Origin of the sequence: Prescottella sp. R16 (assembly GCF_030656875.1) — a bacterium.
Classification (GTDB): Bacteria; Actinomycetota; Actinomycetes; order Mycobacteriales; family Mycobacteriaceae; genus Prescottella.
The window spans coordinates 1,992,826-2,014,504 of sequence record NZ_CP130943.1; the positions used below are offsets into that span (position 1 = coordinate 1,992,826).

Below are 21,679 nucleotides of genomic sequence, written 5' to 3' on the forward strand. Positions count from 1 at the left end.
GCTATTCAGAGTCATCCGATGGAACACAGGTAAGGACGAACCCAGGTGCAGACCCACGAGATCCGTAGGCGCTTCCTCGACCATTTCGTCAAGGCGGGCCACACCGAGGTGCCCAGCGCCTCGCTGATCTTCGACGATCCGAACCTGCTGTTCGTCAACGCCGGCATGGTGCAGTTCAAGCCGTACTTCCTCGGACAGCAGACCCCGCCGTACGACACCGCGACCAGCGTGCAGAAGTGCGTGCGCACCGGTGACATCGAGAACGTCGGCGTCACCACCCGGCACAACACGTTCTTCCAGATGGCCGGCAACTTCAGCTTCGGCGACTACTTCAAGCGCGGCGCCATCAAGCACGCGTGGTCGCTGCTGACGAACAGCGTCGAGGACGGCGGCTACGGCTTCGACCCCGAACGTCTGTGGGTCACCGTCTACCTCGACGACGACGAGGCCCGCGACATCTGGAAGGAAGAGGCCGGTATCCCCGACGAGCGCATCCAGCGCCGCGGCATGGCCGACAACTACTGGTCGATGGGTGTGCCCGGCCCGTGCGGCCCCTGCTCGGAGATCTACTACGACCGCGGCCCCGAATACGGCGCACCGGGCGGCCCCGAGGCCGACGAGGACCGCTACCTCGAGATCTGGAACCTCGTGTTCATGCAGAACGAGCGCGGCGAGGGCACCGGCAAGGACAACTTCGAGATCCTCGGCCCGCTGCCCAAGCAGAACATCGACACGGGCATGGGCGTCGAGCGTGTCGCGTTCCTGCTGCAGGGCGTCGACAACGTGTACGAGACCGACCTGGTCCGTCCCGTCATCACCAAGGCCGAGGAACTGTCCGGCCGCACGTACGGCACCGACCCCGAGGCGGACGTACGGTTCCGGGTCATCGCGGACCACGCCCGCACCGCCGTCATGCTCATCGCCGACGGCGTCACCCCCGGCAACGAGGGCCGCGGCTACGTGCTGCGACGCCTGCTGCGCCGCATCATCCGCTCCGCGAAGCTGCTCGGCGCCGAGAAGCCCAGCATGGCCGAGTTCGTCACCGTCGTCCGTGACACCATGTCGCCGTCGTACCCGGTCCTCACCACCGACTTCGAGCGCATCCTCGGGATCGCCGTCGGCGAGGAGACCGCGTTCCTGCGCACCCTCGACGCCGGCTCCAAGCGGTTCGAGGCCGAGGCCGGCGAGGTCAAGTCCGCGGGCAAGAAGGTGTTCGGCGGCAACGAGGCGTTCGTCCTGCACGACACCTACGGCTTCCCGATCGACCTCACCCTCGAGATGGCCGCCGAGGCCGGCCTGTCCGTCGACGAGGACGGCTTCCGCACCCTCATGGCCGAGCAGCGCACCCGCGCCAAGCAGGACGCCCAGTCCCGCAAGCACGCGCACGCCGACCTGAGCGTCTACAAGGAGTTCGTCGACCGCGGCGCCACCGAGTTCACCGGCTTCGAGGAGCTGGTGTCCGAGGCGCACGTCCTCGCGCTCGTCTCGAACGGCGTCCGGGTGCCCACCGCCACGGCCGGCCAGGAGATCGAGATCATTCTGGACCGCAGCCCCCTGTACGCGGAGGCCGGCGGCCAGATCGCCGACATCGGCGCCATCACCGCGTCCGGTCTGCGGGTCAAGGTCGACGACGTGCAGAAGATCGCCAAGAAGGTGTGGGTACACAAGTCCACCGTCGAGGAGGGCCAGATCACCGAGGGCGACGTCGTCCTCGTGCAGGTCGACCCGCACTGGCGCAAGGGCGCGACACAGGGCCACTCCGGCACCCACATGGTGCATGCGGCGCTGCGGCAGATCCTCGGACCGAACGCCACCCAGAAGGGCTCGCTCAACAAGCCCGGCTACCTGCGGTTCGACTTCGCGTGGCAGAACCAGCTGTCGGCGCAGCAGCTCACCGAGATCGAGGCCCTCGCCAACGAGGCCGTCGCCGCCAACCACAGTGTCAACACGTTCGTCACCGACCTGGACAAGGCCAAGCAGATGGGTGCGATGGCCCTGTTCGGCGAGAACTACGGCGACGAGGTACGGGTCGTCGAGATCGGCGGACCGTTCTCGATGGAGCTGTGCGGTGGCACCCACGTGCAGACGTCGGCGCAGATCGGTCAGATCACGCTGCTCGGTGAATCGTCCGTCGGTTCCGGTGCCCGCCGCGTCGAGGCGTACGTCGGCCTCGACTCCTACCGCTACCTCGCGAAGGAGCGGGCACTGCTCGCCGGGGTCGCGTCGTCGCTGAAGGTGCCGTCCGAGGAGGTTCCGGCCCGCATCGAGGCCCTCGTCGAACGACTCAAGGTCGCCGAGAAGGAACTCGAGGCCACCAAGGCCGCCGCGGTGCTCGCCGCGGCCGGCAGCTACGTCGACAAGGCGCACCGCATCGGTGACGTGCTCCTCGTCGCCGAACAGGCCCCCGACGGTGTCGGCGGCAACGACCTGCGCGGTCTCGTCACCGACATCCGCGCCCGCTTCGGCACGCAGCCGGCGGTGATCGTGCTGCTCGGCGACGCCGACGGCAAGGTGCCGTTCGTGGTCGCCACCACGCAGGCCGCCCGGGACCTCGGGATCGAGGCCGGCAAGCTCGTGTCCAGCTTCGGCCCGCAGATCGGCGGCCGCGGCGGCGGCAAGGCCGACATGGCGCAGGGCTCCGGCTCCGACGCCACCGGCATCCCCGCTGCCCTCGACGGGGTGCGAGGCCGGGTCGCCGAACTGGTCGGGAACTCCTAGTAGTGCCGCCGGAAGCGCCGGGCCCCGACCGTATCGACAGGTCGGGCCCCGACCATCCGGGTGTCGACGACCCCGGTCGTGGACGCCGCATCGGCATCGACGTCGGCAGTGTGCGGATCGGGGTCGCCTCGTGTGATCCCGACTGCATCCTCGCGACCCCGGTGGAGACCGTCGCCCGATCCAAGGAACGCGGCCCCGACGCGCCGGACATCCGGCGGATTGTCGCCATCGTCGAGGAGTACGAGGCGGTCGAGGTTATCGTCGGACTGCCGCAGACGTTGCGCGGCGAACCGGGCAGGGCCGCGGGCCTCGCATCCGCGTTCGCCCGCCGGCTGCGGCGTGCGATCGACCCCGTTCCGGTGCGGATGGCCGACGAGCGATTCTCGACGGTCACCGCGTCACGCGCGCTGCGCGAGAGCGGGGTCCGCGCCAAGGGGCAGCGGCCGATGATCGATCAGGCCGCCGCCGTGGCGATCTTGCAGGGATGGTTGGACGAGCGGAGTGCAGCGGTGAACGTGACGGACCCGGACGGTAGCGGCCGACCCACGGAGGGCGGCCTGTGACCGACCACCGGCAGCCGACGGGGTACCCCGACTACGAGACACCCCCCGACTACCGGTCGGAGTACGGGTACGAACCGGAGTACGACGACTACCGGTACGACGACGGGTATTCCGACGTCGAACGGCGGGCCCTGCCGACCGAGGTCGGGGTGGTCACCCGGGCGGAGGCCCGGCGGATGCAGGCCGCGGCCCGCCGCAAGCGTCGGGCCCGGGTCATCGGCGTCCTCGCCGGTGCCGTCCTCCTCGGTGGTGTCGGCGCCGCCGGATTCGCGGCCTACGACAAGCTCGTCGGCGGTGACGTCGCCGACTATGCCGGACCGGGCGGCCCCGAGGTCGTCGTGCAGGTCCACGCCGGTGACACCGCGAACCAGATCGCGTCCGCGATGGCCGACAAGGACGTCGTCAAGAGTTCCGCCGCGTTCTATCGGGCGGCGCTGCGCAACGACGCGATCAGTTCGGTGCAGCCCGGCTTCTACTCGATCGCCACACAGATCTCGGGCACCGACGCGGTGTCGGCACTGGTGTCGCCGACGTCGCGGGTCGGGGCGCTGGTGATCTCGGAGGGCCGTCAGCTGCACGACACCCGGGACGTGCAGACCGGGGCGGTGAAGAAGGGCATCTACACGCTCGTCGCCGAGGCCAGCTGCGTCGGCCCCGACGAGGCACCCACGTGCCTGTCCTACTCCGATCTCGAACAGGCCGGTGCGAGTACGGATCTCGAGGCGCTGGGGGTCCCGGCCTGGGCCCGCGCCCGGGTGGAGCACGTCCCGGACCGGGCCCGTCAGCTCGAAGGTCTCATCGCGGCCGGCAGCTGGGACTTCGACCCCACCGAATCCGCCACCGAGGTGCTGCGGCAACTGGTCGGCGCGAGCGCCGCCCGTTACGAGTCGACCGGTCTCGAGACGGCCGGAGCGAACGTCGGACTCGACCCGTACCAGATGCTGATCGTGGCGTCGCTCGTCGAACGCGAAGCGCTGCCGTCCGATTTCGCGAAGGTCGGACGTGTCGTCCTGAACCGGCTCGCGGTCGATCAACCGCTGCAGTTCGATTCGACGGTCAACTACGCGCTCGACGAGACCGAGGTCGCCACCACCGACGAGGACCGGGCCCGCGTCACCCCGTGGAACACGTACGCGATGCCGGGGCTGCCCGCGACACCGATCGCGTCGCCGAGCATCGATGCGCTTCGTGCCGTGGAGAATCCGGCGCCCGGCGACTACCTGTACTTCGTGACGATCGACAAGAAGGGCACCACGCTCTTCACCCGCAGCTACGACGAGCACCTCGCGAACATTCAGCTGGCGCAGCGCAGCGGCATCCTCGACAGTGGACGGTGATCGACGTGTCGGTACATGAGGCCCGGAAAGCCGCGGTGCTGGGCAGCCCCATCGCGCATTCGAAGTCGCCGCTGCTGCACCTGGCCGCGTACCGCGCGCTGGGACTCGACGACTGGACGTACGAGCGCATCGAGTGCACCGGCGAACAGTTGCCGACCCTGGTGTCCGGACTCGGCCCGGACTGGGTGGGACTGTCGGTGACGATGCCCGGCAAGGTCGCGGCCCTCGAGTTCGCGGACGAGCGCACCGCGCGGGCCGTCACGATCGGCTCCGCGAACACCCTCGTCCGCACCGACGCCGGCTGGCGCGCCGACTGCACCGACGTCGACGGTGTCCGCGGCGCCCTCCTCGACGGCGGCCTCGGTGATGTGACCGGGGCGTCGGCCGTCGTGGTCGGGGCCGGTGGCACGGCGCGGCCCGCGTTGGTCGCGCTCGCCGATCTCGGGGTCGCGTCGGTGACGGTCGTGGCCCGCGACGCCGGACGCACCCGCGCCACCCTGGAATGTGCCGAAACGGTGGGACTGGCGGTGCGGCACAGCACATTCGACGATGCCCGGCTCGCCGGGGCGTGCGCGGACGCCGCAGTCCTCGTCAGCACCGTGCCCGCGTCCGGGGCGGCCCCGTACGCCGACGTGATCGGCCGTGCCCCGTTCGTGCTCGACGCGATCTACGACCCGTGGCCGACGCCGCTCGCCGACGCCGTCACCCGCGCCGGCGGCACCGTCGTCGGGGGACTGGCCATGCTCCTCAACCAGGCGTACGGGCAGGTCGAACAGTTCACCGGGATGCCCGCACCCCGCGAGGCGATGGCCGCCGCGATCCGGTAGCCGAGTTCCGCCGCTGCGGGCGGGGGTGTTCGTCCACAGCTCCTCGTTCGTCCACAGGCGAATCCGTCGGCGCAGGTCGGCGGCCGGGTGGGGGTCGTCCGACGTGCCACGCTCGCCGGCATGACATGGATCGTGATCGTCGCGGCTCTCGCCGGCGCCGTGGTGGGGTGCGGGACGCGCCGGCTGCCGGCCCGGTGGACGAGCGGCGCCCCGGCCCCGGCCCCGGCCCACGTGTTCGAGGCCGCGTGTGCGGCGGGTTTCGTGGCCGCCGCCTACCGGGTCGGGCCGTCGGTCCTGTTGGTGCCGGCGTGGGTGCTGGTGTGGTGGATGCTCGCGGCGAGTGTCGTCGACCTGCGGGTGCGGCGTCTGCCGAATGCCCTCACCCTCCCCGGGGCGGCAGCGGCGGTCGCGGTGGCCACCGCGACCGGGCACGGGCGGGCCGCGCTCGCAGGTGCGCTGCTGCTCACCGGAACGTATCTGGTGCTGCACCTGATCGCACCCGCCGCGATGGGTGCCGGGGACGTCAAACTCGCATTCGGGCTCGGCGCCGTGACCGGGGTGGCGGGGGCGTCGGCCTGGCTGGCGGCGGCGGCCCTCGCCCCCGCGATCACCGCTGCCGCCGGTCTCCTGTGCCGTAATCGTGGGGCCGTGGTCGCGCACGGGCCGTCGATGTGCGCGGCCACCGCGGTATCCCTGTGGTGCCTGTGACTTCGGACGTGGAAAGATGCGAGGCGTGTTGCGCTGGATAACTGCTGGAGAGTCCCATGGTCCCGCCCTCGTCGCCATGCTCGAGGGGATGGTCGCCGGCGTCGAGGTGACGTCCGACGACGTTTCGGCGCAGCTCGCGCGCCGCCGTCTCGGCTACGGTCGCGGCGCCCGCATGAAGTTCGAGGCCGACAAGGTCACGATCATCGGTGGTGTGCGGCACGGCCGCACCCTCGGCGGCCCGATCGCTGTCGAGGTCGGTAACACCGAGTGGCCCAAGTGGGAGACGATCATGTCGGCCGACCCGGTCGACGAGGACGAACTCGCCGGTCAGGCCCGCAATGCCCCGCTCACCCGTCCGCGCCCCGGCCACGCCGACTACTCGGGCATGCTCAAGTACGGTTTCGACGACGCCCGCCCCGTCCTCGAGCGGGCCAGTGCCCGCGAGACCGCGGCCCGGGTGGCCGCCGGTACCGTCGCCCGCCAGTTCCTGAAGCAGTTGTTCGGCGTCGAGGTCCTGTCGCACGTCGTGTCCATCGGCGCGTCCGAGCCGTACACCGGTCCGGAGCCGCAGCCCGGCGACCTCGAGGCGATCGACGCCAGCCCGGTGCGGGCTTTTGGCGAGAACGCAGAATCTTCGATGATCGCGGAGATCGAGGCCGCCAAGAAGGACGGCGACACCCTCGGTGGCGTCGTCGAGGTCGTGGTCCACGGCCTGCCCGTCGGGCTCGGCTCGTTCATCAGCGGTGCCGACCGGCTCGACTCGAAGCTGGCCGCGGCCCTCATGGGCATCCAGGCGATCAAGGGTGTCGAGGTCGGCGACGGCTTCGAGACCGCCCGCCGCCGGGGCAGCGCCGCCCACGACGAGATGCGTCCCGGCCCGGACGGCGTCCTGCGGTCCACGAACCGGGCCGGCGGCCTCGAGGGTGGTATGACCAACGGGGAGGCCCTGCGGGTGCGGGCGGCGATGAAGCCGATCTCCACCGTCCCGCGTGCCCTGTCCACCGTCGACATGTCGACCGGTGAGGAAGCCGTCGCCATCCATCAGCGTTCCGACGTGTGCGCGGTCCCGGCTGCGGGTGTCGTCGCCGAGGCGATGGTCGCGCTCGTCGTGGCGCAGGCCGCGCTCGAGAAGTTCGGCGGCGACTCGATCGCCGAGACCCGGTCGAACTTCGAGCGGTACGTCGACGGCATCGCGGCCCGTCCGCCGCGGTGATCGCATGACGCCGCGTGCCGTGCTGATCGGGCCGCCGGGTGCGGGCAAGTCGACCATCGGGCGGCGGCTCGCGCAGGCGCTCGACCTCGAACTGCTCGACACCGACGTCGAGATCGAGCGTCGGGAGGGTCGGACGATCCCGGAGATCTTCGAGGCCGACGGGGAGCCGTACTTCCGGGACGTCGAGGAACGGGTCGTCGCGGACGCGCTCGCGACGCACGACGGTGTCGTCTCGCTCGGTGGTGGGGCGATCCTGTCGCCGCGCACCCGGGAGCGGCTGTCCGGGCACACCGTGGTGTACCTGGAGATCAGTGTCGCGGAAGGACTGAAGCGGACCGGTGCCACGACGGGCCGGCCGCTGCTGACCGGCGGCGATCCCAAGGGCAAGTACCACGCGTTGATGCGGCGTCGCCGGCCGTTGTACCGGCAGGTGGCGACGATCAGGATGCGCACCGACAGCCGGAGCCCGAGCCGGGTGGTCCAGCAGTTGGTGACGAAGTTGACCGGCGAGCCTTTCCCGGATCCTCCGGGGGAGCACAGTCCGGCAGAGCACACAGAAGCGGAGCAGTAGAGCAGTGACCGAACCGGTACGCGTCCAGGTGGCAACAGCCGATCCCTACCCGGTGATCATCGGGCGGGGTCTGCTCGGCGAACTCGTCGAGGAACTCGAGGGCACCCGCACGGTGGCGATCTTCCACCAGCCCCCGCTCGCGGAGACGGCGGAGGCGGTGCGGGCCGCGTTGGCGGAGAAGGGGATCGACGCGCATCGCATCGAGATCCCGGACGCCGAGGACGGCAAGGATCTCGCGGTCGCGGGCTTCTGCTGGGAGGTGCTCGGTCGGATCGGGCTGACCCGCAGCGACGCGATCGTCAGCCTCGGTGGCGGTGCCGCCACCGACCTGGCCGGGTTCGTCGCGGCCACGTGGATGCGGGGTGTGCGGATCGTGCACGTGCCGACGACGCTGCTCGCGATGGTGGATGCCGCGGTCGGCGGCAAGACCGGCATCAACACCGAGGCCGGTAAGAACCTCGTCGGCGCGTTCCACGAGCCGTCCGCGGTGCTCGTCGATCTGGCGACGCTCGAGACGGTGCCGCGCAACGAGATCGTCGCCGGCATGGCCGAGATCATCAAGACCGGTTTCATCGCCGACCCGGTGATCCTCGATCTCATCGAGGCCGATCCGGAGGCCGCGCTCGATCCGGCAGGTACCGTGCTGCCCGAGCTGATCCGCCGTTCCGTCGAGGTCAAGGCGTCCGTTGTGGCCGCCGACCTCAAGGAGTCGAGCCTGCGGGAGATCCTCAACTACGGGCACACCCTCGGGCACGCCGTCGAGCGTCGTGAGCGCTACCGCTGGCGTCACGGTGCGGCGGTGTCCGTCGGACTGGTGTTCGCGGCGGAGCTGGGACGGCTCGCGGGTCGTCTCGACGACGCGACCGCCGACCGGCACCGCACGATCCTCGAGCTGGTCGGGCTGCCCACCACGTACGACGGGGACGCGTTCGCGGACCTGCTGAAGGGCATGCAGACCGACAAGAAGAACCGCAACGGCATGCTGCGGTTCGTGGTGCTCGACGGTCTGGCGAAGCCGGGCCGGCTCGAGGGCCCGGACCCGACCCTGCTCGCGGCCGCCTACTCGGCGATCGCCCGGGACGAGCGCCCGAGCGGCGGGGCGATCCTGCTGTGAGGGTCCAGGTGATCAACGGCCCGAACCTGGGGCGGCTCGGCAAACGCCAGCCCGAGGTGTACGGGTCGACGACGCACGACGACCTCGTCGCCCTGTGTGAGCGGGCCGCGGCCGAACTCGGGATCGAGGTCGTGGTCCGGCAGAGCGATCACGAGGGGGAGCTGCTCGGCTGGATCCACGACGCCGCCGACGCGGGGGAGCCGGTGATCCTCAACGCGGGTGGTCTCACCCACACGTCGGTGGTGTTGCGCGATGCGTGTGCCGAGCTGACGGCCGGGCTGGTGGAACTGCACATCTCGAACGTGCACGCGCGCGAGGAGTTCCGGCACCAGTCGTACCTGAGCCCGATCGCGACCGGCTGCATCGTCGGCCTCGGCGTCGCCGGCTACCCGCTGGCCCTGAGGTTCCTGGCCGAACGCGGCTGACGGGCCGCGAACGACGAAGAGCCCGAGACGGATGCACCGTCTCGGGCTCTTTCTCGTATCGGGTCAGCTGTCGGCGCGGTGCGCACCACCTGCGGTGCCGTCGGCGGTGACCGGAGCGAACACCACGGTGTCGGTGTCGTCGGCGACCGGTCCGGTGTCGGTGTGCGTGCCGGTGTGCTTTGTCGTGTGGTTGTCGCGGCCGGCGACGAACCGGCCGAGTGCGGTACCGATCATGGCGGGGACGAACACCAGCAACACCGTGAACGCGGCACCGGACGTCAGCTCGAAGAACAAGCCGTTGCTGGTGACCGCGATGTCGAAGATCGTGCCGACGAGCCACGATCCGACACCGGCGAGGATGCCGGCGACGAACGCGGCCTTCAGCCACGGCATCGTCAGGTCGACGCCGTCGTCCGGGTCGGAGTGGGCGCGCCGATCACGGATACCGTCGAACGCACCCCACAGGAACGCCGCGAGGATCACGACGACCAGCGAGAACCACCGCATGACGGAGCCCTGTTCGGGCCACTGCGTGACCGCGGCCCCCAGGAATGTGCGCACCACCACGTGTACCAATGCGAGACCGAGGCCTCGTACGACCCACCCATTCATGTGACACAGCGTAACCAGCACGATTCACCGCGTGTGTCCTAACCCACACAAACGCTCCGGAGAGGCGTCGGACACGTCGGGTGCATCCGCCGCAGAGTCCCCGGTGGACGGTAGTTTCGGGGGCATGTCGATCGCCCCGGTGTCCCACCCGACCGCTGCCCGCCGCGAGCGCCTGCGGGCCCTTCTCCGTGACCGCGGACTCGACGCCCTGCTGGTGACCGATCTGCTCAACATCCGCTACCTCACCGGGTTCACCGGATCGAATGCCGCGCTGCTGGTGTCCGCGTCCGACGGACACGGCGCCGAGGACCACACGGTGATCGCCACCGACGGCCGTTACCTCGTGCAGGTGGGGGAGCAGGTGCCGGATCTGCGTGCCGAGATCACCCGGGCGGTCGTCCCGGTGCTGCTGGACCGGGCGGGCGCCGGTCCGATCGGATTCGAGAGTCACGCCGTCACGGTCGATCAGCACGCGGCATGGTCCGCGTCCGCACCCGGCCTGGTGCGGGCGCCGCGCCTGGTCGAGGGCTTGCGGGAAGTCAAGGACGAGGCCGAGATCGAACTGCTGCGGCGGGCGTGCGCGGTCGCGGACCGGGCGCTCGCGGACCTGATCGCGCGTGGTGGCCTGCGCCCCGGGCGGACCGAGAAGGAGGTGGGGCGGGAACTCGAATCGCTCATGCTCGATCACGGCGCCGACGGCATCTCGTTCGAGACGATCGTGGCCGCCGGTCCGAACTCGGCCGTCCCGCACCACCGGCCGACGGGGGCGGTGCTGCGGTCCGGGGACTTCGTCAAACTCGACTTCGGTGCGCAGGTCGGCGGCTACCACTCGGACATGACCCGCACCTATGTGCTCGAGCAGGCCGCGGACTGGCAGCGCGACGTGTACGACGTCGTCGCTCGGGCGCAGGCCGCCGGTCGGGCCGCGCTCGCTCCGGGGGTCCCGGTGGCAGCGGTGGACGCCGCGGCCCGGACGGTGATCGACGACGCCGGTCACGGGGAGCTGTTCCTGCACGGACTCGGCCACGGTGTCGGCCTGGAGATCCACGAAGCACCGGGGATAGGTGCGCTCGGCACCGGTACACTGCTAGCCGGTGCGGTGGTGACCGTCGAGCCGGGCGTGTACTTCTCCGGACGCGGTGGCGTCCGGATCGAGGACACGCTCGTCGTCCGCGATCAGGGGCCCGAGCTCCTCACCCTCACCGGCAAGGACCTCACGATCGTCTGAAGGAGACGCGAACCCAAGTGGCAGATACCAGTGATTTCAAGAACGGACTCGTGCTGAAGATCGAGGGCCAGCTGTGGCAGATCCTCGAATTCCAGCACGTCAAGCCCGGTAAGGGTCCGGCCTTCGTGCGCACGAAGATCAAGAACGTGACCTCCGGTAAGACCGTCGACAAGACCTGGAACGCCGGCGTCAAGGTCGAGACCGCCACCGTCGACCGTCGTGACATGACCTACCTGTACCACGACGGTACGGACTACATCTTCATGGACGGCGAGACCTACGACCAGGTGCCGGTCGGCGAGAGTCTTCTCGGTGACAGCGCGCGCTTCCTGCTCGAGAACATGGAGGTGCAGGTCGCGACCCACGAGGATGTTCCGCTGTTCGTCGAGCTTCCCGTCACCGTCGAGCTCGTGGTCAAGCACACCGATCCGGGTCTGCAGGGCGACCGTTCCACCGGTGGCACCAAGCCGGCGACCCTCGAGACCGACGCCGAGATCCAGGTCCCGCTGTTCATCAACACCGGCGACAAGCTGAAGATCGATTCGCGTGACGGCAACTACCTCGGGCGTGTGAATTCCTGAGTGTCGGGTACGCATAAGAAACTCGGAGCACGCCACAAGGCCCGCAAGCGGGCCGTCGACTTCCTGTTCGAGGCGGAGGCGCGGGACGTCGATCCCGTCGAACTCGCCGAGGATCGGGCGCGTCTGGCTGCGCGGGACGAATCCGTCGCGCCGGTCGCCCCGTACACGGCGACGATCGTCGAGGGGGTTGCCGAGAACCTGGACCGACTGGACCAGGTGATCGAGTCGCACCTGCAGGACTGGACGCTCGAGCGGCTGCCCGCGGTGGACCGGGCGATCCTGCGGATCGCGGTGTGGGAACTGTTCCACGCCACCGACGTCCCTCCGGTCGTCGCGGTCGACGAGGCCGTCGAACTGGCGAAGGAACTGTCCACCGACGAGTCCCCGGGCTTCGTCAACGGCATTCTCGGTCAGGTCGTCCTGGTCGCGCCGCAGGTACGGGCTGCTGCCGCCGCGACGGCGCAGCGGGCGCAGGACGCCGAGAACGGCGCCACCGAGTCCTGACATGACGCCACTGCCGCTCATCCCGCACCGGGGTGGGCGGCAGTGTGCTCTCCACGTCCGGCTCCATCCACCCGGAGTCCGCCGCGAACCGGCCCGCTGCTAGGCTGGTCCGCGTCAGACATCCTTTAACGATCCGTCCAGAGAGGCGGAGAAGGAGGTCGCTGAATGCGCACGTCCGAAGGGTCGTCAGACCTTCCCGCGCATGCTCGCGAACTGCTGTCCCCGGCCGACGTCGGCAGGACCATTGCACGTATCGCCCATCAGATCATCGAGAAGACCGCGCTCGACGCCACGGATGGCTCCGCCCCGCGCGTCGTCCTGATCGGCATTCCCACTCGCGGCACCACGCTCGCCGCCCGCCTCGCCGACAAGATCGAAGAGTTCGCGGGTGTCCGCCCGCCGGTCGGGTCGCTCGACATCACCCTGTACCGCGACGATCTGCGCACCAAACCGCACCGCCCGCTCGAGCGGACGTCCGTCCCCGAGGGCGGTGTCGACAACGCGCTGGTGGTGCTCGTCGACGACGTCCTCTTCTCCGGCCGCACGGTCCGCTCCGCGCTCGATGCGCTGCGGGACCTGGGCCGCCCCCGCGCCGTCCAGCTCGCGGTCCTCGTCGACCGGGGTCATCGTGAGCTGCCGTTGCGCGCCGACTACGTAGGAAAGAACGTGCCCACCGCCCGCACCGAGGCTGTCGACGTGCTGCTCGCCGAGCACGACGGCCGCGACGGTGTGGTGCTGTCGAGTGGGCACGCGGAGGAGAACCACAAGTGAAGCACCTGCTCTCGATCGCGGATCTGACCCGGGATTCGGCCACCGCGCTGCTGGACGACGCGGAACGTTTCGAGCAGGCGCTGCTCGGCCGCGAGGTCAAGAAACTCCCGACGTTGCGGGGACGCACCGTGATGACGGTGTTCTACGAGAACTCCACCCGCACCCGGGTGTCGTTCGAGGTGGCGGGCAAGTGGATGAGCGCGGACGTCATCAACGTCAGCGCGTCCAGTTCGTCGGCGAAGAAGGGCGAGTCGCTGCGCGACACCGCTATGACGCTGCGCGCGGCCGGTGCGGACGCCCTGATCGTCCGCCATCCGGCGTCCGGTGCGGCGCACCAGATCGCCGCGTGGACCGGTGCAGCGGCCTCGAGCAGCACGGACGGTGGACCCTCCATCATCAATGCCGGTGACGGCACCCACGAGCATCCGACGCAGGCCCTGCTCGACGCACTGACGCTGCGGCAGCGGCTCGGCGGCCTCGAGGGCCGGCGGGTCGTGCTGGTCGGCGACATCCTGCACAGCCGGGTGGCGCGGTCGAATGCGCTGCTGCTGTCGCTGCTCGGTGCCGAGGTCGTGCTGGTGGCGCCGCGCACCCTGCTGCCGATCGGTGTGGAGGCGTGGCCGGTGCGGGTGTCGCATTCGCTGGACGCCGAACTGCCCGGTGCGGACGCGGTGATGATGTTGCGCGTGCAGGCCGAGCGCATGAACGGTGGATTCTTCCCGTCGCCGCGCGAGTACTCGATCACCTACGGGCTCAACGAGAAGCGGCTGGGACTGCTTCCCGAACAGGCGGTCGTCCTGCATCCGGGGCCGATGCTGCGCGGCATGGAGATCGCGTCCGCTGTCGCGGATTCACCGAAAACGGCTGTCCTGCAGCAGGTCACGAACGGTGTCCACGTGCGGATGGCGGTCCTGTTCCGGTTGCTGGTGGGAACGGATGAGGTCGCGTGAGCGATCGGGACGCGACAGCGACAACGAACACGACTACGACGAGTAACGAGAAGAAGGTGGCGCCGCACATGTCCGCGAGCGGGAACGTGTTGATCGAGAACGTTCTGGTGTACGGGGAGGGCGAGCCGACCGACGTGCTGATCGGGGACGGGCAGATCCTCGAGATCGGCCCGGGGCTGGCGGCCGCCGGTGCCGTCGAGGTGATCGACGGCGCGGGCCAGATCCTGCTGCCCGGTTTCGTGGACATGCACACGCATCTGCGTGAGCCCGGCCGCGAGGACACCGAGACCATCGACACCGGGTCGGCGGCGGCAGCACTCGGCGGGTACACCGCGGTGTTCGCGATGGCGAACACCAGCCCGGTCGCCGACACCGCGGTGATCACCGACCACGTGTGGCGCCGCGGCCAGGAGGTCGGCCTGGTCGATGTGCACCCGGTCGGTGCCGTCACCGTCGGGCTCGAGGGCAAGCAGCTCGCCGAGATGGCGACGATGGCCGCCGGTGTCGGCAAGGTCAAGGTGTTCTCCGACGACGGCCACTGCGTGTACGACCCGCTGATCATGCGCCGGGCGCTGGAGTACTCGGCGTCGCTGGGTGTGCTGATCGCGCAGCATGCGGAGGAGCCGCGGCTCACCGCCGGTGCGGTCGCGCACGAGGGTCCCACCGCGGCCCGGCTGGGTCTGGCCGGCTGGCCGCGCGCCGCGGAGGAGTCGATCGTGGCGCGGGACGCGCTGCTCGCCCGCGACGCCGGTGCCCGCGTCCACATCTGCCACGCATCGACGGCCGGATCCGTGGAACTCGTGAAGTGGGCCCGCAGTCAGGGCATTGCGATCACCGCGGAGGTCACCCCGCACCACCTGCTGCTCGACGACTCCCGTCTCGAGACGTACGACGCCGTCAACAAGGTCAACCCGCCGCTGCGGGAGGCGTCGGACGTCGCTGCGCTGCGCCGCGGTCTGGCCGAGGGCATCATCGACTGTGTCGCCACCGATCACGCCCCGCATGCGGAGCAGGACAAGTGCTGCGAGTTCGCGCAGGCCCGTCCGGGCATGCTCGGCCTCGAGACGGCGCTGTCGATCGTGGTGGAGACGATGGTGCGTCCCGGCCTGCTGGACTGGCGCGGCGTCGCCCGCGTCATGAGCGAGCGGCCCGCCGAGATCACCGGTCTCGACGACCAGGGCCGTCCGATCGCGGTGGGGGAGCCGGCGAACCTGGTGCTGATCGACCCGGACGCCGAGTGGACGGTACACGGCCCGGCTCTGGCGTCGGTGGCGAACAACACGCCGTACGAGGCGATGACGTTGCCCGCGAAGGTCACGACCACCGTGCTGCGGGGGCGGATCACGGCTCGTGACGGTGTGGTGCGGACACGGGAAGAGGTGCGTTGACGATGGCACGACTCCTGTGGGTGGTCGGCTGCATCGCGGTGTGGGTGCTGCTGGTGTTCCTGATGTACCGCGGTTGGAAGGGTCGGGCGGCCCGCCAGTCCGATCGGATCGGGAAACTGCCCGCGGTTCCGACCGACCTGGGTGAGCAGCTGATCGCGCCGAGCACCGGCCTGTACGTGGGCAGCACGATGGCCCCGAGCTGGCAGGACCGGATCGCGGTGGGCGACATCGGTTTCCGGGCCACCGGTGAACTGAGCCGGTGGACCCGCGGCATCCTCCTCGAACGCGACGGCGCGTCGGCGATCTGGATCCCGAACGAATCGATCCGGGCGATCCGGACCGAGCGGGGGCTCGCCGGGAAGGTGATGACGAAGGACGGGGTCCTGGTGATCCGGTGGGAGTTGCCCACCGGCACCGAGATCGACACGGGATTCCGTGGCGACGACAAGACGATGTACCCGGTATGGGTACGTGAGACAAGCAGTGACGATTCAGCGAATGCGGCGGGCTCTGGTGAGGTCGAGCAGAACGGAGAAGACGCATGAGCGCCTTTGACAGCAATATGGCGGTCCTGGTTCTCGAGGACGGCCGGGTCTTCCGCGGCACCAGCTTCGGTGCGGTGGGACAGACCCTCGGGGAAGCGGTCTTCAGCACCGGCATGACCGGCTACCAGGAGACCCTCACCGACCCCAGCTACCACCGGCAGATCGTGGTGTCGACGGCACCTCAGATCGGCAACACCGGCTGGAACGACGAGGACAACGAGTCGGTCGGGCGGGACGGCGACCCCGCCGGGTCCCGGATCTGGGTGGCCGGCTACGTGGTCCGCGACCCCTCCCGCGTGACCTCCAACTGGCGGGCGACCGGCTCGCTGCAGGACGAACTGGTCCGGCAGGGCGTCGTCGGTATCGCCGGCATCGACACCCGTGCGCTGGTCCGCCACCTGCGCACCCGCGGCTCGATGCGCGCCGGCATCTTCTCCGGTGACGCGCTGGCCGACGTCGACGTCCTGCTCGAGCGGGTCAAGGGCCAGCCGTCGATGCTCGGCCTGAACCTCACCGCCGAGGTCACCACGCCCGGCGGCTACATCATCGAGCCGAAGGGCGAGGTCCGCTACACCGTCGCCGCGATCGACCTGGGTATCAAGTCGAGCACCCCGCAGATGTTCGCCGAGCGCGGTATGCGGGTGCACGTGCTGCCGGCGAAGACGACGCTGCACGACCTGCTCGACCTGAAGGCCGACGGTGTCTTCCTGTCCAACGGCCCCGGTGACCCGGCGACCGCGGACGACACGGTCCACCTGACCAAGGAGATCCTCGGCCAGGGCATCCCGTTGTTCGGCATCTGCTTCGGCAACCAGATCCTCGGCCGCGCGCTGGGACTGAACACCTACAAGATGAAGTTCGGGCACCGGGGCATCAACATCCCCGTCGTCGAGCACGCCACCGGGCGTATCGCGATCACCGCCCAGAACCACGGCTTCGCCCTGGAAGGGGAGGCCGGCCAGGAGTTCGACACCCCGTTCGGCCGCGCCGTCATCAGCCACACCTGCGCCAACGACGGCGCCGTCGAGGGTGTGCGCCTGCTCGACGACCGCGCGTTCTCCGTGCAGTACCACCCCGAGGCCGCGTCCGGCCCGCACGACGCGTCCTACCTGTTCGACCGTTTCGCCAGCCTGCTCGAGGGAGACAAGAACTAATGCCACGTCGTACCGATCTCTCCCACATCCTGGTGATCGGGTCCGGCCCGATCGTCATCGGCCAGGCCTGCGAGTTCGACTACTCGGGCACGCAGGCGTGCCGCGTCCTCCGCGAGGAGGGACTGCGGGTGTCGCTGGTCAACTCCAACCCGGCCACGATCATGACGGACCCCGAGTTCGCCGACTCCACCTACGTCGAGCCGATCACCGCCGACTTCGTCGAGAAGGTCATCGCCCGTGAGAAGGCCAAGGGCACGCCGATCGATGCCGTGCTGGCGACGCTCGGCGGACAGACGGCCCTGAACACCGCGGTCGCACTGCACGAGCAGGGCATCCTGGAGAAGTACGACGTCGAACTGATCGGCGCCGACTTCGACGCGATCCAGCGCGGTGAGGACCGCCAGAAGTTCAAGGACATCGTCGAGAAGTGTGGTGGCGAGTCCGCCCGCTCGCGGGTCTGCTACACGATGGACGAGGTCAAGGCCACCGTTGCCGAACTCGGCTACCCGGTGGTCGTGCGCCCGTCGTTCACCATGGGTGGCCTCGGCTCCGGCATGGCGTACGACGAGGCCGACCTCGAGCGCATCGCCGGCGGCGGCCTGGCCGCGTCGCCCACCGCGAACGTCCTGATCGAGGAGTCCATCCTCGGGTGGAAGGAGTACGAGCTCGAGCTGATGCGCGACGGCCGCGACAACGTCGTGATCGTCTGCTCGATCGAGAACGTCGACCCGGTCGGTGTGCACACCGGCGACTCGGTGACCGTCGCCCCGGCGATGACCCTCACCGACCGCGAATACCAGAAGATGCGCGATCTCTCGATCGACATCCTGCGCGAGGTCGGCGTCGACACCGGTGGCTGCAACATCCAGTTCGCGATGGATCCGCGCGACGGCCGTCTGGTCGTCATCGAGATGAACCCGCGCGTGTCGCGGTCGTCGGCGCTGGCCTCGAAGGCCACCGGCTACCCGATCGCGAAGATGGCCGCCAAGCTGGCCATCGGCTACACCCTCGACGAGATCGTCAACGACATCACCAAGGAGACGCCGGCCTGCTTCGAGCCGACGCTCGACTACGTCGTCGTCAAGGCCCCGCGCTTCGCGTTCGAGAAGTTCCCCGGCGCCGACGGCACGCTGACCACCACGATGAAGTCCGTCGGTGAGGCCATGTCGATCGGCCGCAACTTCACCGAGGCGTTCGGCAAGGTCATGCGCTCGCTGGAGACCAAGCGGGCCGGCTACTGGACCGGGCCCGAGGTCGAGGGCACCTTGGACGAGCTGCTCGAGGCGATCAAGGTCCCGACCGACGGCCGCATGTACCAGATCGCCCAGGCCCTCGAGCTGGGTGCGACGGTCGAGCAGCTGTTCGACGCGACCGCGATCGATCCGTGGTTCCTCGACCAGATGCAGCAGATCGTCGAGCTGGGGGCCACGGTCCGCTCCGCCGACACCTTCGGTGAGACCGAACTGCGGTTCACCAAGCACCACGGCTTCTCCGACCGCCAGATCGCGGCGCTGCGCCCGCAGCAGTTCGACTCCGAGGACGCGGTGCGTGCGCTGCGCACCGAGCTGAACGTGCACCCGGTCTACAAGACCGTCGACACGTGCGCCGCCGAGTTCGAGGCCAAGACCCCGTACCACTACTCGACGTACGAGCTCGATCCCGACGCCGAGACCGAGGTCGCGCCGCAGACCGAGCGCCCCAAGGTCCTCATCCTCGGCTCGGGCCCGAACCGGATCGGCCAGGGCATCGAGTTCGACTACTCGTGTGTGCACGCCGCGCAGACGCTGTCCGAGGCCGGCTACGAGACCGTCATGGTCAACTGCAACCCCGAGACCGTGTCGACCGACTACGACACCGCCGACCGCCTGTACTTCGAGCCGCTGACGTTCGAGGACGTCCTCGAGGTGTACCGCGCCGAGAGCCTGTCCGGCACCGTCGCCGGCGTCATCGTCCAGCTCGGTGGCCAGACCCCGCTCGGCCTGGCCAAGCGCCTCGAGGCGGCCGGTGTGCCGATCGTGGGCACCAGCCCCGAGGCCATCGACCTGGCCGAGGATCGTGGCGAGTTCGGTCGCGTCCTCACCGAGGCCGGCCTGCCCGCGCCGAAGTTCGGCACCGCCACCACGTTCGAGGGGGCGCGCGACATCGCGTCCGGGATCGGCTACCCGGTGCTGGTGCGCCCGTCGTATGTCCTCGGCGGCCGCGGCATGGAGATCGTGTACGACGAGAAGTCGCTGGAGAACTACATCTCCCGTGCCACCGAGATCTCCGACGACCGGCCGGTGCTGGTCGACCGCTTCCTCGAGGACGCGGTGGAGATCGACGTCGACGCCCTGTGCGACGGCGACGAGGTGTACCTCGGCGGCATCATGGAGCACATCGAGGAGGCCGGTATCCACTCCGGCGACTCGGCATGCGCCCTGCCCCCGATCACGCTGGGCCGCACCGATATCGAGAACGTGCGCCGCTCCACCGAGGCGCTCGCGAAGGGTATCGGCGTCAAGGGACTGCTCAACGTGCAGTACGCGCTCAAGGACGACATCCTGTACGTCCTCGAGGCCAACCCGCGTGCGTCGCGGACGGTGCCGTTCGTCTCGAAGGCCACCGCCGTGCAGCTCGCGAAGGCCTGTGCCCGCGTCATGATGGGCGAGTCGATCGCCGATCTGCGTGCCTCGGGCATCCTGCCGGCCGAGGGCGACGGCGGCACCACGCCGGTCGACGCCCCCGTCGCCGTCAAGGAAGCGGTCCTGCCGTTCAACCGGTTCCGTCGCGCCGACGGCACCCGCATCGACACGCTCCTGAGCCCGGAGATGAAGTCCACGGGCGAGGTCATGGGCATCGATGCGGACTTCGGTACCGCGTTCGCGAAGAGCCAGACCGCGTCGTACGGGTCGCTGCCCACCAGCGGCGCCGTGTTCGTCTCGGTCGCCAACAAGGACAAGCGGTCGCTGATCTTCCCGGTCAAGCGGCTCGCCGACCTGGGTTTCCGGATCCTGGCCACCGACGGCACCGCGGACGTGCTGCGCCGCAACGGCATCACGTGCGAGCGGGTGCACAAGCAGTCCGGTGAGGACCTGCCCGAGGGCGCGCGCACCATCGTCGACCAGATCGAGGCCGGTGAGGTCGACATGGTGATCAACACGCCGTACGGCAACTCCGGTCCGCGTGTCGACGGCTACGAGATCCGTGCTGCCGCGGTCGGCAAGTCCGTTCCGTGCATCACCACCGTGCAGGGCGCGTCCGCGGCCGTCCAGGGCATCGAGGCGGCGCTGCGCGGCGACATCGGCGTCCAGTCGCTGCAGGAACTGCACGCCGGGCTGCGTGATGCGGGGGACGACCGGAAATGACGTCCGACACGACGTTCGGGGCGCGGCTGGCCGCGGCGATGCGCCGGCACGGTCCGTTGTGCGTCGGCATCGACCCGCACCCCGAGCTGTTGCAGTCCTGGGGCCTCACCGACGACGTCGACGGGCTCGAGAAGTTCGGTGAGCTGTGCGTCGAGGCGTTCGTGGGCCGGGTCGCGCTCGTCAAGCCGCAGGTCGCGTTCTTCGAGGCGTACGGGTCGGGTGGTGTCGCGGTCCTCGAACGCATCATCGAGGTGTTGCGTGAGGCCGGCACGCTGGTCGTCGCCGACGCCAAGCGCGGTGACATCGGCTCCACGATGAACGCGTATGCCCGCGCGTGGCTCGGTGCCGGGTCGCCGCTCGCATCCGACGCGGTGACGGTGTCTCCGTATCTCGGGTTCGGGTCGTTGAATCCGGTGCTCGAGCTGGCCGAACGCAACCACGGCGGCCTGTTCGTGCTCGCCGCGACCTCCAACCCGGAGGGTGCGCAGGTGCAGCGGTCGGTGACGGCGGACGGCCGGTCCGTCGCCCAGACGATGGTCGACGAGGCCGCCGCCCGCAACGCCGGCGCCGAGGTGCTCGGCTCGGTCGGTGTGGTGGTCGGGGCCACCCTCGCCGACGCCCCGGATCTGAGCGGCCTGCACGGGCCGATCCTCATGCCGGGGGTGGGGGCGCAGGGCGGTACCGCGGACGATGTGCGCCGGCTCGCGGGCGACTGCCTCCACGCCGTCGTGCCCAACGTCTCGCGGGAGGTGCTGCGGGCAGGACCGTCTGTTGCGGCACTGCAGGAGGCCGTCTCGCGGTCCGTGGACTCGTTCGCGTTCCTGCAGGCCTAGAGGTCGGGTGAGGCCGCCACACCCGGCCTCCGTCGTTCCCGGGGGGCGTGGATGTGTGCGGCAGTACAGATTTCGGGAATTTTTTTCGGATCGGGCCGGTACCGCGTCGCAGACTGTGGTCCATGCCACGCTCCGGTGCTGCGCCGAATCGGTCACAGTCTCGATAAATGCAGTTCTACCTGCGGTGATGTCTTCTGCAGGCCTATGGGGTCGGCCGAGGTGCGGGGTCCGGGGGTGCGGCGACGGCAGGAATCGAACGCACCTGCGAATGTGCGCATAACCCACCCGAATCC

20 protein-coding genes are annotated in these 21,679 nt (G+C 69.7%); 19 read left to right on the forward strand and 1 reads right to left on the reverse strand.

The window, feature by feature from the left end:
* Window positions 1–45 precede the first annotated feature (45 nt).
* The 9 genes from alaS (at window position 46) to aroQ (ending at window position 9,476) form a co-directional block, all read left to right on the forward strand.
* A complete protein-coding gene (alaS, locus tag Q5696_RS09435; protein ID WP_305094899.1) occupies window positions 46–2,718 on the forward strand; it encodes an alanine--tRNA ligase in 2,673 nt (890 codons plus the stop codon).
* Window positions 2,719–2,750: 32 nt separating this feature from the next.
* A complete protein-coding gene (gene ruvX, locus Q5696_RS09440) occupies window positions 2,751–3,281 on the forward strand; it encodes a Holliday junction resolvase RuvX (protein ID WP_305095212.1) in 531 nt (176 codons plus the stop codon).
* A complete protein-coding gene (gene mltG, locus Q5696_RS09445) occupies window positions 3,278–4,618 on the forward strand; it encodes an endolytic transglycosylase MltG (protein WP_305094900.1) in 1,341 nt (446 codons plus the stop codon). Before ruvX ends, mltG begins: the two co-directional genes overlap by 4 nt.
* The gene (locus Q5696_RS09450; protein WP_370654891.1) at window positions 4,615–5,445 is read left to right on the forward strand and encodes a shikimate dehydrogenase; all 831 of its coding nucleotides are present in this window, start codon (window positions 4,615–4,617) and stop codon (window positions 5,443–5,445) included. The genes mltG and Q5696_RS09450 overlap by 4 nt, the downstream gene beginning before the upstream one ends.
* 120 nt (window positions 5,446–5,565) lie before the next feature.
* On the forward strand, window positions 5,566–6,153 hold the full coding sequence (locus tag Q5696_RS09455) for a prepilin peptidase (protein WP_305094902.1): 588 nt from the start codon (window positions 5,566–5,568) through the stop codon (window positions 6,151–6,153).
* 25 nt (window positions 6,154–6,178) lie between these two features.
* Window positions 6,179–7,366, forward strand: a complete 1,188-nt coding sequence (gene aroC, locus Q5696_RS09460) for a chorismate synthase (RefSeq protein ID WP_305094903.1) — start codon at window positions 6,179–6,181, stop codon at window positions 7,364–7,366.
* Window positions 7,367–7,370: 4 nt separating this feature from the next.
* Window positions 7,371–7,937 carry a shikimate kinase gene (locus Q5696_RS09465; protein WP_305094904.1) on the forward strand — a complete coding sequence of 189 codons (567 nt, stop codon included), beginning with the start codon at window positions 7,371–7,373 and terminating at the stop codon, window positions 7,935–7,937.
* A gap of 4 nt (window positions 7,938–7,941) precedes the next feature.
* Window positions 7,942–9,051: a 3-dehydroquinate synthase gene (gene aroB, locus Q5696_RS09470; protein WP_305094905.1), complete on the forward strand. Its 1,110-nt coding sequence runs from the start codon at window positions 7,942–7,944 to the stop codon at window positions 9,049–9,051.
* The gene (gene aroQ, locus Q5696_RS09475; protein WP_305094906.1) at window positions 9,048–9,476 is read left to right on the forward strand and encodes a type II 3-dehydroquinate dehydratase; all 429 of its coding nucleotides are present in this window, start codon (window positions 9,048–9,050) and stop codon (window positions 9,474–9,476) included. Before aroB ends, aroQ begins: the two co-directional genes overlap by 4 nt.
* 63 nt (window positions 9,477–9,539) lie before the next feature.
* Here the strand turns inward: aroQ and Q5696_RS09480 are convergent, their stop codons facing one another.
* On the reverse strand, window positions 9,540–10,088 hold the full coding sequence (locus Q5696_RS09480) for a B-4DMT family transporter (protein ID WP_305094907.1): 549 nt from the start codon (window positions 10,086–10,088) through the stop codon (window positions 9,540–9,542).
* A gap of 124 nt (window positions 10,089–10,212) precedes the next feature.
* Between Q5696_RS09480 and Q5696_RS09485 the strand changes: the two genes are divergently transcribed.
* The 10 genes from Q5696_RS09485 to pyrF all read left to right on the forward strand — a co-directional run bounded on the left by Q5696_RS09485 (window position 10,213) and on the right by pyrF (window position 21,386).
* Entirely contained in the window at window positions 10,213–11,316 is a 1,104-nt protein-coding gene (locus tag Q5696_RS09485; protein ID WP_305094908.1) for a M24 family metallopeptidase, read from the forward strand.
* 17 nt (window positions 11,317–11,333) lie between these two features.
* On the forward strand, window positions 11,334–11,897 hold the full coding sequence (efp, locus tag Q5696_RS09490) for an elongation factor P (protein WP_305094909.1): 564 nt from the start codon (window positions 11,334–11,336) through the stop codon (window positions 11,895–11,897).
* Window positions 11,898–12,401: a transcription antitermination factor NusB gene (gene nusB, locus Q5696_RS09495; RefSeq protein ID WP_305094910.1), complete on the forward strand. Its 504-nt coding sequence runs from the start codon at window positions 11,898–11,900 to the stop codon at window positions 12,399–12,401. It begins immediately after the preceding gene.
* A gap of 165 nt (window positions 12,402–12,566) precedes the next feature.
* A complete protein-coding gene (gene pyrR, locus Q5696_RS09500) occupies window positions 12,567–13,172 on the forward strand; it encodes a bifunctional pyr operon transcriptional regulator/uracil phosphoribosyltransferase PyrR (protein ID WP_305094911.1) in 606 nt (201 codons plus the stop codon).
* Window positions 13,169–14,122, forward strand: coding sequence for an aspartate carbamoyltransferase catalytic subunit (locus Q5696_RS09505; protein ID WP_305094912.1), 954 nt, complete (start codon window positions 13,169–13,171; stop codon window positions 14,120–14,122). The genes pyrR and Q5696_RS09505 overlap by 4 nt, the downstream gene beginning before the upstream one ends.
* Window positions 14,123–14,190: 68 nt before the next feature.
* Window positions 14,191–15,510: a dihydroorotase gene (locus Q5696_RS09510; protein ID WP_305094913.1), complete on the forward strand. Its 1,320-nt coding sequence runs from the start codon at window positions 14,191–14,193 to the stop codon at window positions 15,508–15,510.
* Window positions 15,511–15,512: 2 nt separating this feature from the next.
* Window positions 15,513–16,055, forward strand: coding sequence for a PH-like domain-containing protein (locus Q5696_RS09515; RefSeq protein WP_305094914.1), 543 nt, complete (start codon window positions 15,513–15,515; stop codon window positions 16,053–16,055).
* The gene (carA, locus tag Q5696_RS09520) at window positions 16,052–17,209 is read left to right on the forward strand and encodes a glutamine-hydrolyzing carbamoyl-phosphate synthase small subunit (protein ID WP_305094915.1); all 1,158 of its coding nucleotides are present in this window, start codon (window positions 16,052–16,054) and stop codon (window positions 17,207–17,209) included. The genes Q5696_RS09515 and carA overlap by 4 nt, the downstream gene beginning before the upstream one ends.
* The gene (gene carB, locus Q5696_RS09525) at window positions 17,209–20,553 is read left to right on the forward strand and encodes a carbamoyl-phosphate synthase large subunit (protein WP_305094916.1); all 3,345 of its coding nucleotides are present in this window, start codon (window positions 17,209–17,211) and stop codon (window positions 20,551–20,553) included. The genes carA and carB overlap by 1 nt, the downstream gene beginning before the upstream one ends.
* Window positions 20,550–21,386, forward strand: a complete 837-nt coding sequence (gene pyrF, locus Q5696_RS09530; RefSeq protein ID WP_305094917.1) for an orotidine-5'-phosphate decarboxylase — start codon at window positions 20,550–20,552, stop codon at window positions 21,384–21,386. Before carB ends, pyrF begins: the two co-directional genes overlap by 4 nt.
* Window positions 21,387–21,679: the final 293 nt, after the last annotated feature.